This window comes from Spongiactinospora sp. TRM90649 (assembly GCF_029382225.1).
GTDB lineage: Bacteria > Actinomycetota > Actinomycetes > Streptosporangiales > Streptosporangiaceae > Spongiactinospora.
Genome location: NZ_JARLTC010000009.1, coordinates 1 through 17,226, shown reverse-complemented (window position 1 = coordinate 17,226; position 17,226 = coordinate 1). Strand labels below are relative to the sequence as shown.

Below are 17,226 nucleotides of genomic sequence, written 5' to 3'. Positions count from 1 at the left end.
GTCCCGCACGCGGCATCGACACACGAAATCAGTGCGCGGGCACCGGCCTGGAGCCTGCTACTCGCCGGTCCAGGCCGGTGCCCGCTTCTCGGCGAACGCCCGGGCGCCTTCCAGTGCGTCGGCGGAGGCGAGCACCGGCTCGACCAGGGCCTGTTGGGCGGCGAACGCCTCGGTGCTCGCGTAGTCGATCGACATCGACACGATCTGCTTGCTGGTGCGGACGGCGAGCGGTCCGTTGGCCGCCACCTTCGCCGCGAGCTCACGCGCTCCGGCCAGGGCGTCCCCGGGCTCGGTGAGCACGTTGACCAGTCCGTGTGCATGGGCTGTCTCCGCCGTCAGCGTCTCTCCGGTCAGAGCGAGCTGCATGGCCAGCCGGTAGGGGAGCACCTTCGGCAACCGCAGCAGACCTCCCGCCCCCGCTACCAGACCTCGTTTGACCTCGGGCAGGCCGAACTTCGCGTCTCGTGCGGCGACGATCAGGTCGGCGGCCAGCGCGAGTTCGAACCCGCCGGCGAGAGCCCATCCCTCGACGGCCGCGATCAACGGCTTGGCCGGCGGTTTCTCGGTGAGACCGCCGAAGCCCCGGGCCGGAATGATCGGGATCTCCCCGCGGGTGAAGGCTTTGAGGTCCAAGCCGGCGCAGAAGGTGCCGCCCGCGCCGGTCAGGATCGCGACGCTGAGGTCCTTGCGTGCTTCGAACTCGTCGATCGCGGCCGCTATGCCCTGGGCCACTTCGAGATTTACGGCGTTGCGGCTCTCCGGGCGGTTGATCGTGATGACGGCGGTGCCGTCTGCGCACTCGAACGACACACTCATCGGTCTGCTCCATTTCCGCGCGCCCCGGTCAGCAACGGCCACAGTCCGCCGGTGCCCTCGGACACCACACGCTGTCCGAGGACCCCGGACCACTCGTCTTCGTTACCCGACTCGTCCCGCCAGGCCCACAAGCGTGTGGTGCTGTGCCGCAGTGGATGCTCCTCAGTGAATCCGATCGCGCCGTGGATCTGGTGCGCCAGCGAAGCGACCACGCCGGCCATCTGGCCGGCCACCAGCTTGGCCGCGGCGACCGCCACGTCCGCATCGCCCCGGGTGTCGAGGGCGAGTGCCGCGGCTTCGACGGCCATCTTGGACAGCAACACCTCGCCGGCCATCGCGGCCAGATGCTGCTGAACAGCCTGGAACTTCGCGATCGGTCTGCCGAACTGTTCACGCTCGCCCGCGTAGGCGACGGCCAGTTCCAGGGCTCGACGGGCGGCGCCGGCCATGAGTGCGGCACGGGCGAGCGCGGCCCGGCCGTGGAACGCCTGCACGGAGATCGCCGAGTCCGCGGCTGGTCCGTGGACCCGGGACGCGGGAACGACGGCGTTGATGGCCAGGTCGTCGCGGGGCTCGCCGGCCAGGTTCGTCCCTTGCGCCAGCAGGAAGTCACGACGGCCCAGCAGAATCACGCGGCCGTTGTCGAGGACGGCCACGTGGTGCGCGTGCCGGGCCCAGGGCACGCGGGCGATCGTCCCCTGGACGGACAGGCCGGTGTCCTCCTGTCGGGTCCGCAGCTCGGGGCCCGCGACCGCGGCGGTCAGCGGACCGGACGGCACCGTGGCGCCACAGCCGGCGATGAGCCAACCGGCCAGCAGCGCGGTTTCGGCGAGCGGGACGCCGGCCGAGTACTCGCCCAGCACCTCCAGCACGGCCACGGCGGTGGCGACGTCTCCGCCGGCGCCACCGTGTTCCTCCGGCACCGACACCGTGGTGACACCGATCTGCTCCAACGCCGCCCACAGCTCGGCGTTCCAGCCACCGTCGGCGCAGGCCGTCATCGCGCCGATGCCGCCCCGTTCGGCGGACGCCTCGCGCACGGTGGCCACGAGCGCCGCGATGATCTCGCTCATCGCACCCCCAGTTCCTTGGCGACGACGCCGCGCAAGATCTCATTGGTCCCGCCCCGCAGGGTGAATCCGGGACTGTGCAGGATCGCTTCGGCCAGCATCCGAGGCAACGGCCGGTTGGAGCCGAGGTCCGGGACGACCTGGCTCAGCAGCCGGACGGTGTCGATGACGACACTCTCGAACCGGGTGCCGAGGTCCTTGACCGCCGCCGCCTCCACGGCCGGTGCGGCGCCGGCCTCCAACCGGCCGGCGACCGCGAGAGACAACTGGCGCAGCGCCCACATTCGCCCGACCACCGCACCGACCCGTGACGCGCCCGACCGTTCGCCGTTCTCGGCCAGGTGGTCCGCGGCGACGGCCAGCAACGGAAAGGTCGACAGGATCCGCTCCGGACCACTGCGTTCCATCGCCAGCTCGCTGGTGACCTGCTGCCAGCCCGACCCGGGCTCCCCGAGCACCCGGGCGTCGGGTACGAACACGTCATCGAGGACGACCTCGTTGAAGTGGTGCTCACCGGTGAGCAGCCGGATCGGTCGGATGTGCACATCGGGGTCGGGTAGCTCGACGATGAACTGGGTCAATCCGGCGTGTCGGTCGGCTGTCCGAGGCTCGGTTCGGGCGAGGGCGATCATGGCGTGCGTACGGTGCGCTCCGCTCACCCAGACCTTCGTCCCAGTGAGCCGCCAGCCGCCGTCGACCTGCCTGCCGCGGGTATGCACCGACGCCAGATCGGAGCCGGTGTCGGGTTCGCTCATGCCGGCGGCGAAGAAGCACTCGCCACGAGCGATCCTGGGAAGGAAGGCCTGTTTCTGCTCCTCGGTCCCGAACCTCAGCAATCCCGGCCCGGACTGCCGGTCGGCGATCCAGTGCGCGGCCACCGGCGCTCCGGCCGCGAGGAGTTCCTCGGTGACGACGAACCGTGCCAACGCGCCGGCGGCCGACCCGCCGTACTGTGCCGGGAAAGCCATGCCGATCCAGCCGCGCTCGCCCAACCTCCGGCTGAACGCGTGATCCCAGCCCCCGAGCCATTGATCGCAGTTCGGCGCGATCCGGCCTGAGGACAGCTCTTCGGCCAGAAACGCGCGCACGCCTCTCCGTAGGACGTCGAGCTCTGCCGGAAGCGCGACGGGCTCGAGGCTCCAGAGATCCATCACTTGTGGCTCACTCTCATCAGTCAGTGCTCAGCGCAATGCCCAGCGACCGGTGTACGCCGGTGGTTCGGCCTTCTCGAGGAAGGCGCGGAACGCGGCTGGAGCGTCCTCGGTGGCCAGGTTCACCGCCTGCGCTCGCGATTCGTTGTCGATCGCCTCACGCAACGTCTGCGTGGTGCCCTGCTGTAGCAGCGCCTTCGACTGGGCGAGCGCGACCGGTGGGAGCGCCGCGAGCCGAAGGGCCAGCTCGGTGACGAAGCCGGCCAACTCGTCCTCCGGTCTGACCCAGGTCACCAGCCCGAGCTCCTGGGCCTCCCCGGCGCTGATCATCTCGGCGAGCATCGCCAATCGCTTGGCCTGTTGGAGACCGACGAGCCGGGGCAAGAGCCAGGATCCGCCGAAGTCGATCGACAGTCCACGCCGGGCGAAGATCTGTGAGAACCGGGCGGACGTAGAGGCGACGACGAAGTCACAGGCCAGCGCGAGGTTCCAGCCGGCCCCCGCAGCGACCCCTTCGACCTTGGCGATCACCGGCTTCGGCAGTTCACTCAGGGCGATCGCGATGTTGCCGACCCGGCGCATCCGCGAGACGGGGTGCTCGTCGCGGGGCTGGCTCCCCAGGTCGGCGCCCGCGCAGAAGTTACCTTCGGCCCCGGTCACGATGACGACCCTGACCGCGTCGTCAGTGGCCAGGCTCTCGAGCGCATCGCCGAGCAGGCGCCAGCCCTGATCGTCGATGGCGTTCTTGCGGGAGGGCCGGTTCAGGGTGAGGGTGGCCGTCGCGCCGTTCCGGGTGACGATCACCGGGCTCCGCACGGCCGACGAGGTTGCTTCCGCGGTCATGTTCCACTCACTTCCGGCTAGCGTCCCTCGAACACGGGGGCGCGACGGTCGCGGAACGCGGCCATCGCCTCGGCGGAGTCGTGTGTGCTGTGCACCACGGCCATGTGCGAGGAGATCAGGTCGAGTGCGGTCCGGACGTCGGTGCGCGCGGACTGATAGGCCGCTCTCTTGATCATCTGCACGTTGATCGGCGGTTGTTCCGCGAGCCTTCGCGCGTAACGTCGCCACGCCTCCGCGAAGTCTTCATCGGCGTGAACGTGGTCGGCGATGCCGATGCGATGGGCCTCGTCGGCGTCCACGAAGTCCCCGGTCCACAGCAGTTCGAGTGCCTTGGCCATCCCGACCAGCCGAGGCAGGTAGTAACAGCCGCCGTCTCCGGGCACGAGCCCGATCCGGATGTAGCCCTCGGACAGCCGGGCCGACCGGGCCAGAAGTCGGATGTCGCACATCAGCGCCATGTCCATCCCGGCGCCGACGGCGATCCCGTTCACGGCCGCGATCAAGGGCTTGTCCAGATCCTCGACGGCATGGGCGACCCGATGGATGCGATCGGTGAGCAGGGACTTGAGCGCAAGGGGGCCGCTGGCCTCCGCGTTGAACGCGTCGAGATCGATGCCGGAGCAGAAGGCGTCACCGGCACCGGTGACGACGACGACCCGTACGCCCGGGTCCGTTCGTGCCGAGCGCAGCGCCTCGCCCCACTGATCGGTCATGTCGAGGGTGAACGCGTTCTTCAGGTGCGGCCGGTTCAGCAGGATGGTGCCGATCCCATCCTGAACGGTGTATTCCAGGTCTGCCACTGTCGAGTCTCCTAAAGCGCTGCTTGGCAAAGCGGCGGTGCGTCTGCATACTACCACGTAGGTTGTTTTGCGTTCGGCGACGGATCTCGTGGCACTGTGCGGCGGGGGGTCGAGTGTGGAGGGAGGCTCCGGATGGATTACTCGGGTTTGGCGCCCGGCCTGCTGGTAGAGGTGGACGGTCCCTTGCGGATCGTCACGATGAACCGGCCCGATGAGCTCAACTCGTTCGATGACACGCTGCATGTCGCGATGCGGCGGGTGTGGGATCAGCTGGTCGACGACGAGGACGCGCGTGCGGTGGTGCTCACCGGTGCCGGCCGGGCGTTCAGTGCCGGGGGGCATGTGCCGAACTTCATCCGCAATCACCATGACCTGGTGGCGCGGCGACGCGACATCCGGGAAGGCGAGCGGCTGGCTCGGGCGATGATGTCGTGTGAGCTGCCGGTGGTCGCGGCGGTGAACGGCCCGGCGGTCGGGCTGGGCTGCAGCCTGGCCACCATGTCCGACTTCGTGGTCATGGCCGAGGACACGTTCATGAGCGACCCGCACGTGACCATCGGATTGGTCGCCGGCGACGGTGGCGCGGTCACCTGGCCGTGGCTGACCAGCCTGCTCACCGCCAAGGAGTTCCTGCTGCTCGGTGACCGGATCCCGGCCGCCGAAGCCAGGCGGCTCGGGCTGTGCAACCGGGTGGTACCCGCAGGTGAGGTGATGCGGACCGCGAAGGCGATCGCGCACCGCTTCGCCGCACTGCCGGCCCAGTCGGTGCGCGACACCAAGCGCGCCCTCAACATGCACCTGCTCGACTCGGCGAACAGCGTGCTCAGTTTCGCTCTCGCCGCCGAATACGAATCCTTCGGCACCGATGACATCAAGGCCCGCGTCGCCGAGTTCCTCGCCAAGGGCGACAAGAAGACCGACAAGCACACCGGCGCCCAGGCGAACGCGTGACTACACACCACCCCGGCGTCGCCGAGTACGGCACCGAGGGGCAGACTCTGCACTTACCCGGGTTACGTCGAACGGGACGAACGAAGCTCGAACGAGCCGGGCCGTGTCAATGACTTGCCCAGGGGAGACCTGATGGACATCGCGGCAACAGATCAACTCCTTTCCACGACCCGCGCCGTACGTCGTCGGCTCGATCTCGGGCGGCCGGTCGAGCGCGACGTGATCCTCGAATGCCTTCGACTTGCGGTGCAGGCGCCCACGGGCGGCAACAAGCAGGCGTGGCGCTGGTTGGTCGTGGACGACCCCGAGGTGCGCGCGAAGGTGGCGGACATCTACGCGGGCCAGACCCTGGCGGTCATCGACCGGCGGTATCCGCACATCAAGGATCCACAGACCAGGCGCGTCTACGACAGCGCCCGGTATCTGGCCACGGTCCTGGCGCAGGTCCCGGTGCTCATCGTGCCGTGCGTCCAGGGACGACTCGACGAACCCAACGCGACACATCCGGCCGCGTTCTACGGCTCGATCTTCCCGGCGATCTGGAACCTGCAACTCGCGCTGCGGTCCCGCCGGATGGGCTCGGTGCTGACAACGCCGTTCGTGGGCGACGACGAGCGGCGATACACCGAGGTTTTGCGGCTGCCCGACACGATGACACCCGTCGCCCTGCTTCCCGTCGCCTACACGATCGGCGACGAGTTCAAACCCGCCGAACGTCCCCCCGTCGAGACCATCACCCGCTGGAACCGGTGGACGGACTGACGATGAGAAAGGATCTGCCGTGACAGAACGGCGGGCCCTCGATGGCCACAGCGCACTTGACGAAGTGCCCGTTTCCGAGCTCCTGCAACTACTGATGGATGAACGGGACATCACCCGAGTCGTCCTGCGGTACGCACATGGCATCGATCGCGGCGACATTGACATGGTCGCGGCCTGTTATCACCCGGGAGCGTACGACGACCACGGCTATGCCAGTGGGACCGTCGAGGAATTCACGGCGAGACTTCGAAAGCACCCGGCTGGACAGGGCGTCAGGCAGCACCTCATCGGGAACGTCCTCATCGAGGTTCGGGCCGGGGCCGCCGTCTCCGAGGCCTACTTCCTCTGTTACATGGAAGACCTCGACGGCTCCGGGTCGGTCGCGCCCATCGGCCTGTTCGGCGGTCGGTATGTCGACAGGCTCGAGAAGCGTGACGGTGACTGGCGGATTCTGCGGCGCATTTGTGTGATCGACTGGAGCCGCGAGCTCGGTGCAGCGCCGTCGGCGCCCAAAGCGGACACCTTCCGTCGCGGCTCCAGTGACGACCTCGATCCGGCCGTCCTCGCTTTACGTGAACTGGCCGCGCTCCGACGGTAGGAAGCCGGAGCGGTCTGCCCCTCGTCGATCTCGGCCCTAAACCAACCTTTTGTAACGAACTACGCAGGAGTATGTTTTTTGCTCCAGCCCGGGGCGCCGGTACAGCTCAACCGGGGACGCTCTGTCGCGCCGTTCGCACCGTCCCCTCCCGGAGAAAGGATCTGCCTTGACGGAACCGCGGGCTCTCGATGGCATCGTCGTACTCGACCTCAGCCAGGTGTACAACGGACCCTACTGCACCATGCTGCTGGCGCAACTCGGTGCGGAGATCATCAAGATCGAGCCGTTCGGCGGCGAGCCCGTGCGGTGGCGCGTCGTCGGCGAGCAGCAGACGGCTGCGTTCGGCCTGCTCAACGGCGGAAAGAAGAGCCTGCGGCTGGATCTGAAGAATCCCCGTGGGCGGGAACTGTTCCTGAGTCTGGTCGCGCAGGCGGACGTGGTCGTGGAGAACTTCGCTCCCGGCACACTGCAGCGGCTGTCCCTCGGTTACGACGTTCTGACGCAGGCCAACGAGCGGATCATCCTCGCATCCGGACGGGGCTACGGTGCCTCCACGCCACAAGCCGGGCAGCGAGCCATGGATCTGACCATCCAGGCCGTGACCGGAGTGATGGCGACGACCGGACAGCCCGACCAGCCGCCGACCAAGGCGGGGCCCGCGGTCGCCGACTTCTTCGGTGGCACGCACTTGATGGGGGCGATCGCCGCGGCGCTCTATCAGCGCACGGTGACCGGGCGAGGCCAGCATGTCGAGGTCGCGATGCAGGACGCCGTCATACCCTCGCTGACCTCCAGCATCGCCGGATATCTCGACAGCGGCGGGACGCTTCCCGAGCGAACCGGGAACAGGCACGGGGGGCTGGCGGTCTGCCCCTACAACGTCTATCCGACGGCGGACGGCTGGGTGGCGATCTTGTGCATGGCCGACGGGCACTGGCAGGCGCTGTGCCGCCTGATGGATCGTGAGGATCTCGCCGGCGACCCCGCGTTCGCGTCACCACCCGCTCGCGTGGCGCAGATGGACAAGCTCGACGAGATCGTCGCGATGTGGACCGTGGACCTCGCTCGTGACGACGTGGTGGACCGGTTGCAGGCAGCCGGGGTGCCGTGCGCGGCCGTGCTCAGTCTGTCCGACGTCATGTCCGGGCCGCTCGTCGGCGTCGATGGCATGATCCGGCCGGTGAGCGACGCGGAGGGCCGGCCGTCGTACGTCTTCGGCAGTCCGCTGCGCCTTGCGGCGTCGGCGGCGGTGCCGGCCGAAGCGGCACCCGTCCTCGGCGAGCACACCGAGGACGTCCTCGGACAGCGGCTCGGCCTGGACGCCGCCGAAGTCCGGCAACTGCGCGACGAGAACGTTGTCTAGGAGAATCCATGCCCGTTGACGAGACGCTGCTCGACTCGATCCGAATCAAGATCGGCTCCGAAACCACCCACTCGCTCGGGCCGATCACCGCCCTGATGATCCGGCGCTACGCCCGCGCCATCGGCGAGTCGAACCCCTTGTACTTCGATACCACATTCGCCCGCAGCCGCGGATACGCGGACATCGTGGCGCCGCCCAACCTGGTGACGGCGATCACCTGCTGGGACGAAGGCCCCGCCGCTGATGATCTCCGCGCCGACGGCACGCCGAAGACACTGCAACTGGAGGGCATCCCCACCAGCGGCGTACGGGTGATGGGCGGCGGTGAGGACATGGAGTTCCACGCACCCATCACGGCCGGTACGAGCGTTGTGGAGCGATCGACGATGATCGACGCCGAACTGCTGCACGGGCGAAACGGCCAGTTCATCGTCGTTCGCTACCGGCATGAATTCGTCGACGACGACGGACTCCCCTTGGTGACCTCGACACGGAAGGTTTTGCTCCGATGAGCGGTTCGAGCACTGCGACCAGCCGAGACCTCCGGTTCGGCGCCGTCCGCGTCGGTGACCGGTTGCCGGAAACGCGCCATGTTCCGACCAGGCTGCAGCTTTTCAGGTACAGCGCGGTGACCTGGAACACCCATCGCATCCACTTCGATCCCGACTACGCCGCGCACGAGGGGTATCCGGACGTCCTCGTCCAGTCTCATCTGCACGGCGCCTTCCTGGTGACGTTGTGCACGGAGTGGATGGGCGCGGGCGGACGGCTGACCAGGCTGGGGGTGTCGGTCCGGCGTTACGCGGTTCCCGGCGATGTTCTCGTCTGTGCCGGTGAGGTCACGGGTGTCGAGCAGGTCGAAGAAGGCCATGGGCTTGTCCACCTCAACCTCACCGAGACCCGGGAATCCGACAACACGGTGTGCGCCCTCGCGACCGCCACGATCGCATTGCCGCTGTGACCATGAATAGACGGAAAAGGTGAACATGTCGGCAACACGCGACATCCTCCGGATCGGAAACTGTTCGGGATACTACGGAGATCGTTTCGCTGCGGCCCGTGAGATGGTCGAGGGCGGCCCACTCGACGTCCTGACCGGCGACTACCTCGCCGAGCTGACCATGATGATCCTCTGGAAGAGCCGGCGGCGCGACCCGGGTGGTGGCTACGCGACGACGTTCCTGGCGCAGATGGAACAGGTGCTCGGCACCTGCCTGGACCGTGACATCAAGGTCGTCACCAACGCCGGTGGGCTCAATCCCGGCGGGCTCGCGATCGAACTCGGACGCCTGGCCACGCGACTCGGACTCCATCCCAGCATCGCCCACATCGAAGGCGACGACATTCTCGACCGCATTCCGGAGCTCCAGCGGCAGGGGCATCCCCTGGCACACCTCAGTTCCGGGAAGAGCCTCGCCGAGGCTGACGTCGAGCCCGTGACCGCCAACGTCTACCTGGGCGGCTGGGGCATCACCGAGGCGCTGCGCGCCGGCGCCGACATCGTGGTGTGTCCTCGGGTGACCGATGCCTCGCTGGTGGTCGGGCCGGCGGCCTGGGCGTTCGACTGGCGGCTCGACGACTGGGACCGGCTGGCCGGCGCCGTCGCCGCCGGGCACATCCTCGAATGCGGTCCCCAAGCCACCGGCGGCAACTTCTCCTTCTTCTCCGAGTTGCCGAACAGAGAACGGCCGGGCTACCCGATCGCCGAGATCGCGCTGGACGGCTCGTTCGTGATCACCAAACACGCGGGCACGGGTGGCGCGGTGACGGCCGAGACGGTCACCGCGCAGGTTCTCTACGAGATCGGCGCGCCGGACTATCTCAACCCGGACGTCGTCGCCCGATTCGACACCATCAACCTGTCCGGCGACGGGACCGACCGCGTGCGGGTCAGTGGCGTTCGCGGCCTTCCCGCGCCCGACACCGCCAAGGTCTGCCTCAACTATCAAGGTGGCTACCGCAACAGCGCGACGTTCATCCTCACCGGGCTGGACATCGAGGCCAAAGCCGACCACGCCGTCCGCTCTCTCGTCATCGACGGGCTCGGCGGGCCGGACACGTTCGCGGAGACCGATATCCGGCTGCTGCGCACCGATGTCCCCGACGCGCCGGAGAACGTCCAGGCAGAGGCCCGCCTCCGGATCACGGTGAAGGACGCCGACGAGCACAAGGTGGGGCGCCGCTTCTTCAACGCCGTCGCGGAGTTCGGCCTCTCCAGCTACCCCGGCATGTACCTCGAACGGGCCGAACGGTCGGCCAGCGCCTACGGGGTCTACTGGCCGACGCTCGTGCCGGTCGACGTCCTGCGCCCCGAGATCGTCTTCCAGGACGGACGGCGACTGCCGGTGCCCCGCCCACCCACCGCGCGCCGGGACGCGCGCCGCGGCGACGCGCCGCGCGTGCCGCAGGCGATGGACGACGACACCATCCTCGCACCGCTGGGCTGGGTGGCCGGCGCGCGATCCGGAGACAAGGGCGGCGACGCCAACATCGGACTCTGGGCACGTACGGACGAGGCGTTCGAGTGGTTGCGGAACTACCTCGACGAAGACCGGTTGCGCGGTCTGCTCACCGAGGCCGCCGAACTGGTCGTCGAGCGGTACGAGCTGCCCAACCTGCGGGCCGTCAACTTCGTCGTGCGTGGTCTGCTCGGCGACGGAGTCGCCGCGACGACGCGTCCCGATCCGCAGGCCAAAGGGCTGGGTGAATACGTGCGTTCACGATTCGTAGAGATTCCGCGGGCACTCCTGCATGAGGGGCACGCGGCCATTGATCAGTCTCGCGAGGCGGTGGGAACGAGATGAGTGTGTCCATGTCCAAGCCCTGGACTCCGCTCACGGCTGAGAACGTGGCACTCGTGCCCGCCTCCGTCGGCGTCTTCCAAATCGCCGACGAAATCGGCGTCATCGCCATCGACTTCGCCGGCGGCAACAGTTTGTTCGGCCTCCGAGGGGCACTCGACGAGTGGTGCGGCAAGCAGTCGGGGCTGTTCTTCCGGTACGAGAGGACCAATGCGTACCTCTCGCGTTACCGCGAGGTCGTTCAGGTATTCGTCAATGAATTCGGTGCGGTTCCCCGGAACTTGGTAGGCGTCGATGCGCCGACCGGACGCATTCGATCGAACTAGAACTGGAGGAGCGACCATGGGATTCGCCATCACCGAGACGCAGCGGACTCTGATCGAGAACGTCCGGCGTTTCGTCCGCACCGAGATCATTCCGCTGGAATTCGAGCTCGATCCCGACGAGAGCGAACTGAGCCCGTCGGTCCTGGCCGGTCTCGTCGCCAAGACGAAGCAGATGGGGCTGTACAACCTCGACGTCCCGGAAGAACTGGGCGGAGTCGGCGCGGACACTGTGACGCGAACGCTGCTGGCCATGGAGATGTCGCAGCATCGGGCCGGTCTGTACTCGCCGTGCTACAGCGCCTTCGGCCAGCCCGACATGGCACAGCTGTACGAGGCGACCGACGAGCAGAAGGAACGCTACCTGTTCCCGATCCTGCGGGGTGAGAAGAGGTCCTTCTTCGCGCTCACCGAACCGTCCGGAGGAAGCGACCCGGCCCGGGCGATCCAGACCCGCGCGAAGCGGGACGGCTCGGACTGGATCATCAACGGCAACAAGACGTTCATCAGCGGTGCGGACTCGGCCGACTTCGGGCTGGTCTTCGCGCGTACCGGCGACCAGGAGTCCGGGCGCGACGGCATCACGTGTTTCATCGTGGACGCGGACACACCCGGATTCACCGTGCGACGCGTGATCCACACCCTGCGCTCGGGTCACTACCCGACCGAGCTGGTGTTCGAGGATGTGCGCGTGCCGGCCGGTGCGGTCCTCGGGGAGGTCGGCCAGGGGTTCGCGATGGCCAACGAACGGCTGACCAAGAACCGCATCCCCTACGCCGCCGGCTGTCTGGGAGTGGCGATGATGGCGCACCGCATGGCCGTCGAGTACGCCGGCATCCGTTCGGTCTTCGGCTCGAAGCTCGCGGACCACGAGGGGATCCAGTGGATGCTCGTCGACAACGAGATCGATCTCCGGGCCGCGGCGGCCATCACGCTGGACGCCGCCGAACGAGCGGACAGCGGCCGGCCGTTCCGCACCGAGGTGGCGATCGCCAAGATCGTCGCTACGGAGGCGGCCGGTCGAGTGGTCGACCGCGCCATGCAGATCCACGGTGGATACGGGGTCTCGAAGGACCTCCCGCTCGAACGCTGGTACCGCGAGCTGCGGATCCGCAGGATCGGTGAAGGCTCCACCGAGACCCAGCGGATGATCATCAGTCGTGACATGCTCAAGGGCCGCTACACGAGCTGGATCGACCGATGACCTCGGGCGTCCGCTCGTCCCTTCACCGGGAACCCGTCGCGCGATGACATCGGCTGAGCGGCGGGTGCGCACCATGTTCGACGTCGTCGGCCTGACGATGAGCGCCGACGAGATCACCTCCATCGCGCACGACTACCAGACGCTGCGGCACCAGGCCGACGAGCTGCACCGGACGGGCGCCGACGGAATCGCGCGCGACACCTCGACGCCATCGGCGTTCAAGTCGGCCGACGCGGCTGATCCCATCCGTACCCGGGCCACCGTCCCGACGATCCAGAACACCGCCTCCTCGCTTCGCGACGGGACGACGACAGCGGTCGAGCTCACGAACGACGCCTTCACGCGCATCGATCGTCTCGACGCGAGGCTCGGGGCGTACGTCAGCACATTCCGCGACGCCGCCCTCCAGGCGGCTGAGCGTGCGGACCGCGAACTGACCGCCGGACAGGACCGAGGCCCGCTGCACGGGATCCCGCTGGCGATCAAGGACGTCATCGCCACGGTCGAGGGACCCACACGGGCGAACAGTCTGGTCGCGCCCCGGCAGTGGCGGAGCGACGGCGACGCGACCGCCGTGGCACGCCTGCGGGAAGCCGGCGCGATCATTGTCGGCAAGACGACGACGAACGAGTTCGCTCTCGGACTGAACGACCCCGCCACCGGTTTCCCGATGCCACGCAATTCATGGGCCGCCGATCGCTACGCCGGGGGATCGAGCTCTGGCACGGCCATCGCGGTCGCCTCCGGCCTGGCCCTGGGGGGACTGGGCACCGATACCGCCGGCTCGATCAGGCATCCCTCCGCGCTCAACGGCGTGACCGGCCTCAAGGTGAGCCTCGGGCGCGTCTCGACCAATGGGACGGTGCCGCTGTCGCCGAGCCTCGACACCGTCGGCCCCATCGCGCGCACCGCGTGGGACTGCGCCCTGATGTTTCAGGTGATCGCCGACCATGACCCGAGCGACAGCGGCTCGACCCGGTGGCCGGTCCCGCGGTATCTCGATGCGCTGGACGGCTCTGTGCAAGGCCTGCGGATCGGCTGGCCGAAGCGCTACTTCTTCGACACCGGAAACGTCTCCGATCCGGTCAGGACGCGGGTGACCGCGGCCATCTCCGCACTGCGAGAGGCGGGCGCCGGCGTGGCGGAGGTGAGCCTGCCCAACGCCGACATGGCGAGGATCGCGTGCCAGATCGTGCTGCTGTGCGAGGCGTTCGCCTATCACCGGGACGATCTGGTGGCGCACTGGGCCACGTACGGGCGCTATGCGCGCGGACTGCTCGCCCGAGGAGCGCTGTACGGCGGCGCGGACTACGTCCAGGCGAAGAAGATCGCGGCCGCGTTCGACCGCGAGGTGTCCGAGGCGATGCGCGCCTGCGACGTGCTGATCATGCCGACCATGCCGACGGGAGCGCGGCTCCTCATGGAGACCGATCCCATGATGATGGATCGCTGGTCCAGCGCGTCGTTCACGTCACAGTGGAACCTGACCGGGCTCCCGGCATGTGCCGTTCCCATCGGCTTCGACGGAGTCGGTATGCCCGTCTCCATGCAAATCATCGGAAAGCCGTTCGACGAGGCCACCGTCCTGCGAGTGGCTGACGCGTACCAACGGCTGACCTCTTTCCATCTGGCGGCCCCGGCCATGCCAGGGGACTAGCCCATCTCCGCCCCGCCGCAACGACCGCCCCATGCCGACGGGGCGACCGCGGTCCACCCGCACAGTCGAACCCCCCAGTCGAACCCCCCAGTCGAACCCCCCAGGAGGAACCCACATGTCCGACAACCCGGCATCCGGCGCCAACCGCCAAGTGGCCACGAGTCCCTACGGGCCCGAGGACGAGATCGGCCGCCTCAACCTGATGAGCCCGGAATCCCGCGCCGCCGTCATCAGTCGCATCGATGCCACCGAGATGTTCGATCTGTCCGTGGACTACTTCATCGGGATGCCCTCGTGGCAGCTACTCGGAGATCCAGCGTACCAAATCTGGATGACGCACACGCCGCACGGTACGGTCGTCGACGAGCTCCCGGGCATCTCGCGGGAAATGACCGAGTACATCAGTTACTCCGGCGACACGGTGATGATGTACACGCACACCGGTACCCACATCGACACGCTCAATCACTACGGCTACAACGGGCGCATCTACAACAACTTCACCGAGCGGGAGCACCTCGGAACCCGGCACTGGCGAGTCGCGGGCGCCGACAAGATGCCGCCGATCGTGGCTCGAGGCGTCCTCCTCGACTTCGCCGGCCTGCGCGGTGTCGACATGCTCCCCGATCAGTACGGGATCACCCCAGAGGACGTCGACGAGTGCCTCGCCACGCAGGGCGTCGAGATCCAGCTCGGTGACGTCGTGCTCTCCCGGACGGGCAGGATGCGGGCGTGGCCCGACGCCACGGCGTGGGGTGAGAACCCGCCCGGATTGACCCGCGCCGCCGCGGTGCACCTCGTCGAGAAGGGGGCGATGATCGTCGGCTCCGACACCGTGTGCGTCGAGCAGGGGCCGTCGACCGACCCCGACAACTACACGCCGGTGCACACCTATCTTCTCGCCGAGGCGGGTGCGCCCCTGATCGAGGTGCTCGATCTGGAGGCGCTCGCCGCGGCGGAGGTGTACGAGTTCGGATTCTTCGCAGCGTGTCTGCGCCTGCGCGGCGCCACCGGGGCGCCGCTCCGTCCGTGGGCCTTTCCCTTCCGCAAGGACTGAGCCCGGTCCGCTGAATCGAACGTACAAGCCGACAAGCCGAAGTAAGTTCAAGGAGATTTCATGCGAGACGCTGTCGTCGTGGCGGCTGTCAGGTCCCCCATCGGCAAGCGGGCAGGAGCGCTCTCGGGCGTCCATCCCGCTGACTTGTCCGCGCGAGTGCTCGCGGCCCTCGCGGATCGCGTGTCGCTGGACCCGGCGGTGGTGGACGACGTGATCTGGGGTTGTGTCAGCCAGGTCGGTGAACAGACCTTCGACATCGCGCGTACGTCGGTGCTGTCGGCGGGGTGGCCGGAGTCGGTCCCCGGCACCACGGTCGACCGTCAATGTGGCTCGTCCCAGCAGGCCGTTCACTTCGCCTCCGCGGGCGTCATCGCCGGGCACTACGACGTCGTCGTGGCCGGCGGGGTCGAGTCGATGTCACGAGTCCCCATGGGGTCGGCCGTCGGCGATCAGTCCCCGCTCGGGGAGCTGTACGCGAAGCGCTATGGGGACGGTCTGCCGAACCAAGGCCTCGGCGCCGAGCAGATCGCCCGCGAGTGGTCGTTGGGTCGCGGCGAACTCGATGCTTACGCCGAGCGTTCCCACCGACGAGCCGCGAGCGCCGCCGCCGCCGGAGCCTTCGACGCGGAGATCGTGGGGATCGAGACCCCCGAAGGAGTCGTGAGCCTCGACGAGGGAGTGCGTCCGGACTGCTCGGCCGAAATACTGGCCAACCTGCGGACTCCTTTCCTCGAGGGCGGCGTCGTCAGCGCTGGCAACAGCTCCCAGATCAGTGACGGGGCCGCTGCCCTGCTGATCACCACCTCGGACATCGCGAGCGCACACGGATGGAAGCCTCTCGCGCGGGTTCACACGGCGGTCGTGGTGGGCAGCGAGCCGAACATCATGCTGACGGGACCGATCCCGGCAACCGCGAAAGCGCTGGCGAAGGCCGGCCTGGGCATCGATGAGATCGGGGCATTCGAGGTGAACGAGGCATTCGCCTCGGTGCCACTCGCTTGGCAGGCCGTGTACGACGTCCCCGAATCAGCACTCAACCCAATCGGCGGTGCAATCGCGCTCGGCCACCCGCTCGGTGGATCCGGCGCACGCATCGCCACAACGTTGATCCACCACATGGCTGACCGCGGAGTTCGCTACGGACTTCAGACGATGTGCGAAGGCGGCGGTCAGGCGAATGCAACGATCTTCGAGCTCGTCCCCTGAGCAACCCTGCGGACGCCTGAATCCGGCCACCCGAGGCTCTCCGCTCGGGGCACAGGCGCCCTGGGCCACCCCGAGTTGGTTGGAGGCTCCGATACCTGGAAGGGTGAGGAGTTATGGCACCACCGAGGAAATATGCCCCTGAACTGCGGGAACGCGATGCCCGCATGGTGCGCTGCCCTTGTCACGCCGGACCCTGACCTACCTGGCCGGCGTGATCCGCCGCCATCGAACCTCGATCGGTTCGACCTGGCGCCGGCTCAACCCCGGGCAGCAGGCCATGCTCGTCCTGGTCCACCTGCGCAAGGGTGAGACATTCGCCGAGGTCGCGGCAGGATTCGGCGTCGGGGCGGCCACCGCCTGGCGCTACGTTCATGAGGCCGTGGCCCTGCTCGCGCAGCGTTCGCCCACCCTGGACCAAGCGCTACGCACGGCAAAGCGCGCTGGATACGCCTTCGTCGTGCTGGACGGCACGCTCATCCCGATCGACCGTGTCGCCGCCGACCGGCCGTACTACTCGGGCAAACACCGACATCACGGCATGAACGTCCGGGGGTATCACTCTAAGTGTGGAAATGATCACCATGGGTAAACGACTTAGGTGGATCACCTTAACGCTTCGGGGGG

The 17,226-nt window shown here is 67.9% G+C and carries 17 protein-coding genes and 1 pseudogene; 13 read left to right on the top strand and 5 right to left on the bottom strand.

The window, feature by feature from the left end; translation table 11 throughout:
* Positions 1 to 57 precede the first annotated feature (57 nt).
* The 5 genes from P3X83_RS12605 to P3X83_RS12585 are packed head-to-tail and all read right to left on the bottom strand — an operon-like array spanning position 58 to position 4,680.
* Entirely contained in the window at positions 58 to 816 is a 759-nt protein-coding gene (locus tag P3X83_RS12605; RefSeq protein WP_277305186.1) for a crotonase/enoyl-CoA hydratase family protein, read from the bottom strand.
* Positions 813 to 1,889, bottom strand: a complete 1,077-nt coding sequence (locus tag P3X83_RS12600; RefSeq protein ID WP_277305185.1) for an acyl-CoA dehydrogenase family protein — start codon at positions 1,887 to 1,889, stop codon at positions 813 to 815. The genes P3X83_RS12605 and P3X83_RS12600 overlap by 4 nt, the downstream gene beginning before the upstream one ends.
* Positions 1,886 to 3,037, bottom strand: a complete 1,152-nt coding sequence (locus tag P3X83_RS12595; RefSeq protein WP_277305184.1) for an acyl-CoA dehydrogenase family protein — start codon at positions 3,035 to 3,037, stop codon at positions 1,886 to 1,888. Before P3X83_RS12595 ends, P3X83_RS12600 begins: the two co-directional genes overlap by 4 nt.
* Positions 3,038 to 3,067: 30 nt before the next feature.
* Entirely contained in the window at positions 3,068 to 3,880 is an 813-nt protein-coding gene (locus P3X83_RS12590) for an enoyl-CoA hydratase-related protein (RefSeq protein ID WP_277305183.1), read from the bottom strand.
* Positions 3,881 to 3,897: 17 nt separating this feature from the next.
* Entirely contained in the window at positions 3,898 to 4,680 is a 783-nt protein-coding gene (locus P3X83_RS12585; RefSeq protein WP_277305182.1) for an enoyl-CoA hydratase-related protein, read from the bottom strand.
* Between the two features lie 147 nt (positions 4,681 to 4,827).
* Between P3X83_RS12585 and P3X83_RS12580 the strand changes: the two genes are divergently transcribed.
* The 13 genes and pseudogenes from P3X83_RS12580 to P3X83_RS12520 all read left to right on the top strand — a co-directional run.
* Complete coding sequence (locus P3X83_RS12580) at positions 4,828 to 5,631, top strand: enoyl-CoA hydratase/isomerase family protein (RefSeq protein WP_277305181.1); 804 nt, start codon at positions 4,828 to 4,830, stop codon at positions 5,629 to 5,631.
* A gap of 132 nt (positions 5,632 to 5,763) precedes the next feature.
* Entirely contained in the window at positions 5,764 to 6,393 is a 630-nt protein-coding gene (locus P3X83_RS12575; protein WP_277305180.1) for a nitroreductase family protein, read from the top strand.
* Between the two features lie 19 nt (positions 6,394 to 6,412).
* Positions 6,413 to 6,991, top strand: a complete 579-nt coding sequence (locus tag P3X83_RS12570; protein ID WP_277305179.1) for a nuclear transport factor 2 family protein — start codon at positions 6,413 to 6,415, stop codon at positions 6,989 to 6,991.
* A 166-nt stretch (positions 6,992 to 7,157) separates the two neighbouring features.
* A complete protein-coding gene (locus P3X83_RS12565) occupies positions 7,158 to 8,354 on the top strand; it encodes a CoA transferase (protein ID WP_277305178.1) in 1,197 nt (398 codons plus the stop codon).
* 8 nt (positions 8,355 to 8,362) lie between these two features.
* Positions 8,363 to 8,866 carry a MaoC family dehydratase N-terminal domain-containing protein gene (locus tag P3X83_RS12560; RefSeq protein WP_277305177.1) on the top strand — a complete coding sequence of 168 codons (504 nt, stop codon included), beginning with the start codon at positions 8,363 to 8,365 and terminating at the stop codon, positions 8,864 to 8,866.
* Positions 8,867 to 8,982: 116 nt separating this feature from the next.
* Entirely contained in the window at positions 8,983 to 9,315 is a 333-nt protein-coding gene (locus tag P3X83_RS12555; RefSeq protein ID WP_346742704.1) for an acyl dehydratase, read from the top strand.
* Positions 9,316 to 9,340: 25 nt separating this feature from the next.
* The gene (locus P3X83_RS12550) at positions 9,341 to 11,158 is read left to right on the top strand and encodes an acyclic terpene utilization AtuA family protein (RefSeq protein WP_277305175.1); all 1,818 of its coding nucleotides are present in this window, start codon (positions 9,341 to 9,343) and stop codon (positions 11,156 to 11,158) included.
* An 8-nt stretch (positions 11,159 to 11,166) separates the two neighbouring features.
* Positions 11,167 to 11,481 (top strand): hypothetical protein, encoded by a 315-nt coding sequence (locus tag P3X83_RS12545; RefSeq protein ID WP_277305174.1) that lies wholly within the window; start codon positions 11,167 to 11,169, stop codon positions 11,479 to 11,481.
* Positions 11,482 to 11,497: 16 nt separating this feature from the next.
* A complete protein-coding gene (locus P3X83_RS12540; RefSeq protein ID WP_277305173.1) occupies positions 11,498 to 12,682 on the top strand; it encodes an acyl-CoA dehydrogenase family protein in 1,185 nt (394 codons plus the stop codon).
* A 73-nt stretch (positions 12,683 to 12,755) separates the two neighbouring features.
* Positions 12,756 to 14,339, top strand: a complete 1,584-nt coding sequence (locus tag P3X83_RS12535) for an amidase (protein ID WP_277305172.1) — start codon at positions 12,756 to 12,758, stop codon at positions 14,337 to 14,339.
* A gap of 115 nt (positions 14,340 to 14,454) precedes the next feature.
* Positions 14,455 to 15,396, top strand: coding sequence for a cyclase family protein (locus P3X83_RS12530; RefSeq protein ID WP_277305171.1), 942 nt, complete (start codon positions 14,455 to 14,457; stop codon positions 15,394 to 15,396).
* 60 nt (positions 15,397 to 15,456) lie between these two features.
* On the top strand, positions 15,457 to 16,602 hold the full coding sequence (locus tag P3X83_RS12525; RefSeq protein ID WP_277305170.1) for a thiolase family protein: 1,146 nt from the start codon (positions 15,457 to 15,459) through the stop codon (positions 16,600 to 16,602).
* A 172-nt stretch (positions 16,603 to 16,774) separates the two neighbouring features.
* Positions 16,775 to 17,152 (top strand): annotated as a pseudogene (locus P3X83_RS12520) (transposase family protein); the annotation flags it as partial.
* Positions 17,153 to 17,226 lie beyond the last annotated feature (74 nt).

Coding starts and splice junctions, on each gene's coding strand:
- P3X83_RS12605 (WP_277305186.1), bottom strand. CDS start 816: ATGAGTGTGTCGTTCGAGTGCGCAGACGGCACCGCCGTCATCACGATC.
- P3X83_RS12535 (WP_277305172.1), top strand. CDS start 12,756: ATGTTCGACGTCGTCGGCCTGACGATGAGCGCCGACGAGATCACCTCC.
- P3X83_RS12590 (WP_277305183.1), bottom strand. CDS start 3,880: ATGACCGCGGAAGCAACCTCGTCGGCCGTGCGGAGCCCGGTGATCGTC.
- P3X83_RS12545 (WP_277305174.1), top strand. CDS start 11,167: ATGTCCAAGCCCTGGACTCCGCTCACGGCTGAGAACGTGGCACTCGTG.
- P3X83_RS12575 (WP_277305180.1), top strand. CDS start 5,764: ATGGACATCGCGGCAACAGATCAACTCCTTTCCACGACCCGCGCCGTA.
- P3X83_RS12560 (WP_277305177.1), top strand. CDS start 8,363: ATGCCCGTTGACGAGACGCTGCTCGACTCGATCCGAATCAAGATCGGC.
- P3X83_RS12530 (WP_277305171.1), top strand. CDS start 14,455: ATGTCCGACAACCCGGCATCCGGCGCCAACCGCCAAGTGGCCACGAGT.
- P3X83_RS12600 (WP_277305185.1), bottom strand. CDS start 1,889: ATGAGCGAGATCATCGCGGCGCTCGTGGCCACCGTGCGCGAGGCGTCC.
- P3X83_RS12595 (WP_277305184.1), bottom strand. CDS start 3,037: ATGGATCTCTGGAGCCTCGAGCCCGTCGCGCTTCCGGCAGAGCTCGAC.
- P3X83_RS12540 (WP_277305173.1), top strand. CDS start 11,498: ATGGGATTCGCCATCACCGAGACGCAGCGGACTCTGATCGAGAACGTC.
- P3X83_RS12550 (WP_277305175.1), top strand. CDS start 9,341: ATGTCGGCAACACGCGACATCCTCCGGATCGGAAACTGTTCGGGATAC.
- P3X83_RS12525 (WP_277305170.1), top strand. CDS start 15,457: ATGCGAGACGCTGTCGTCGTGGCGGCTGTCAGGTCCCCCATCGGCAAG.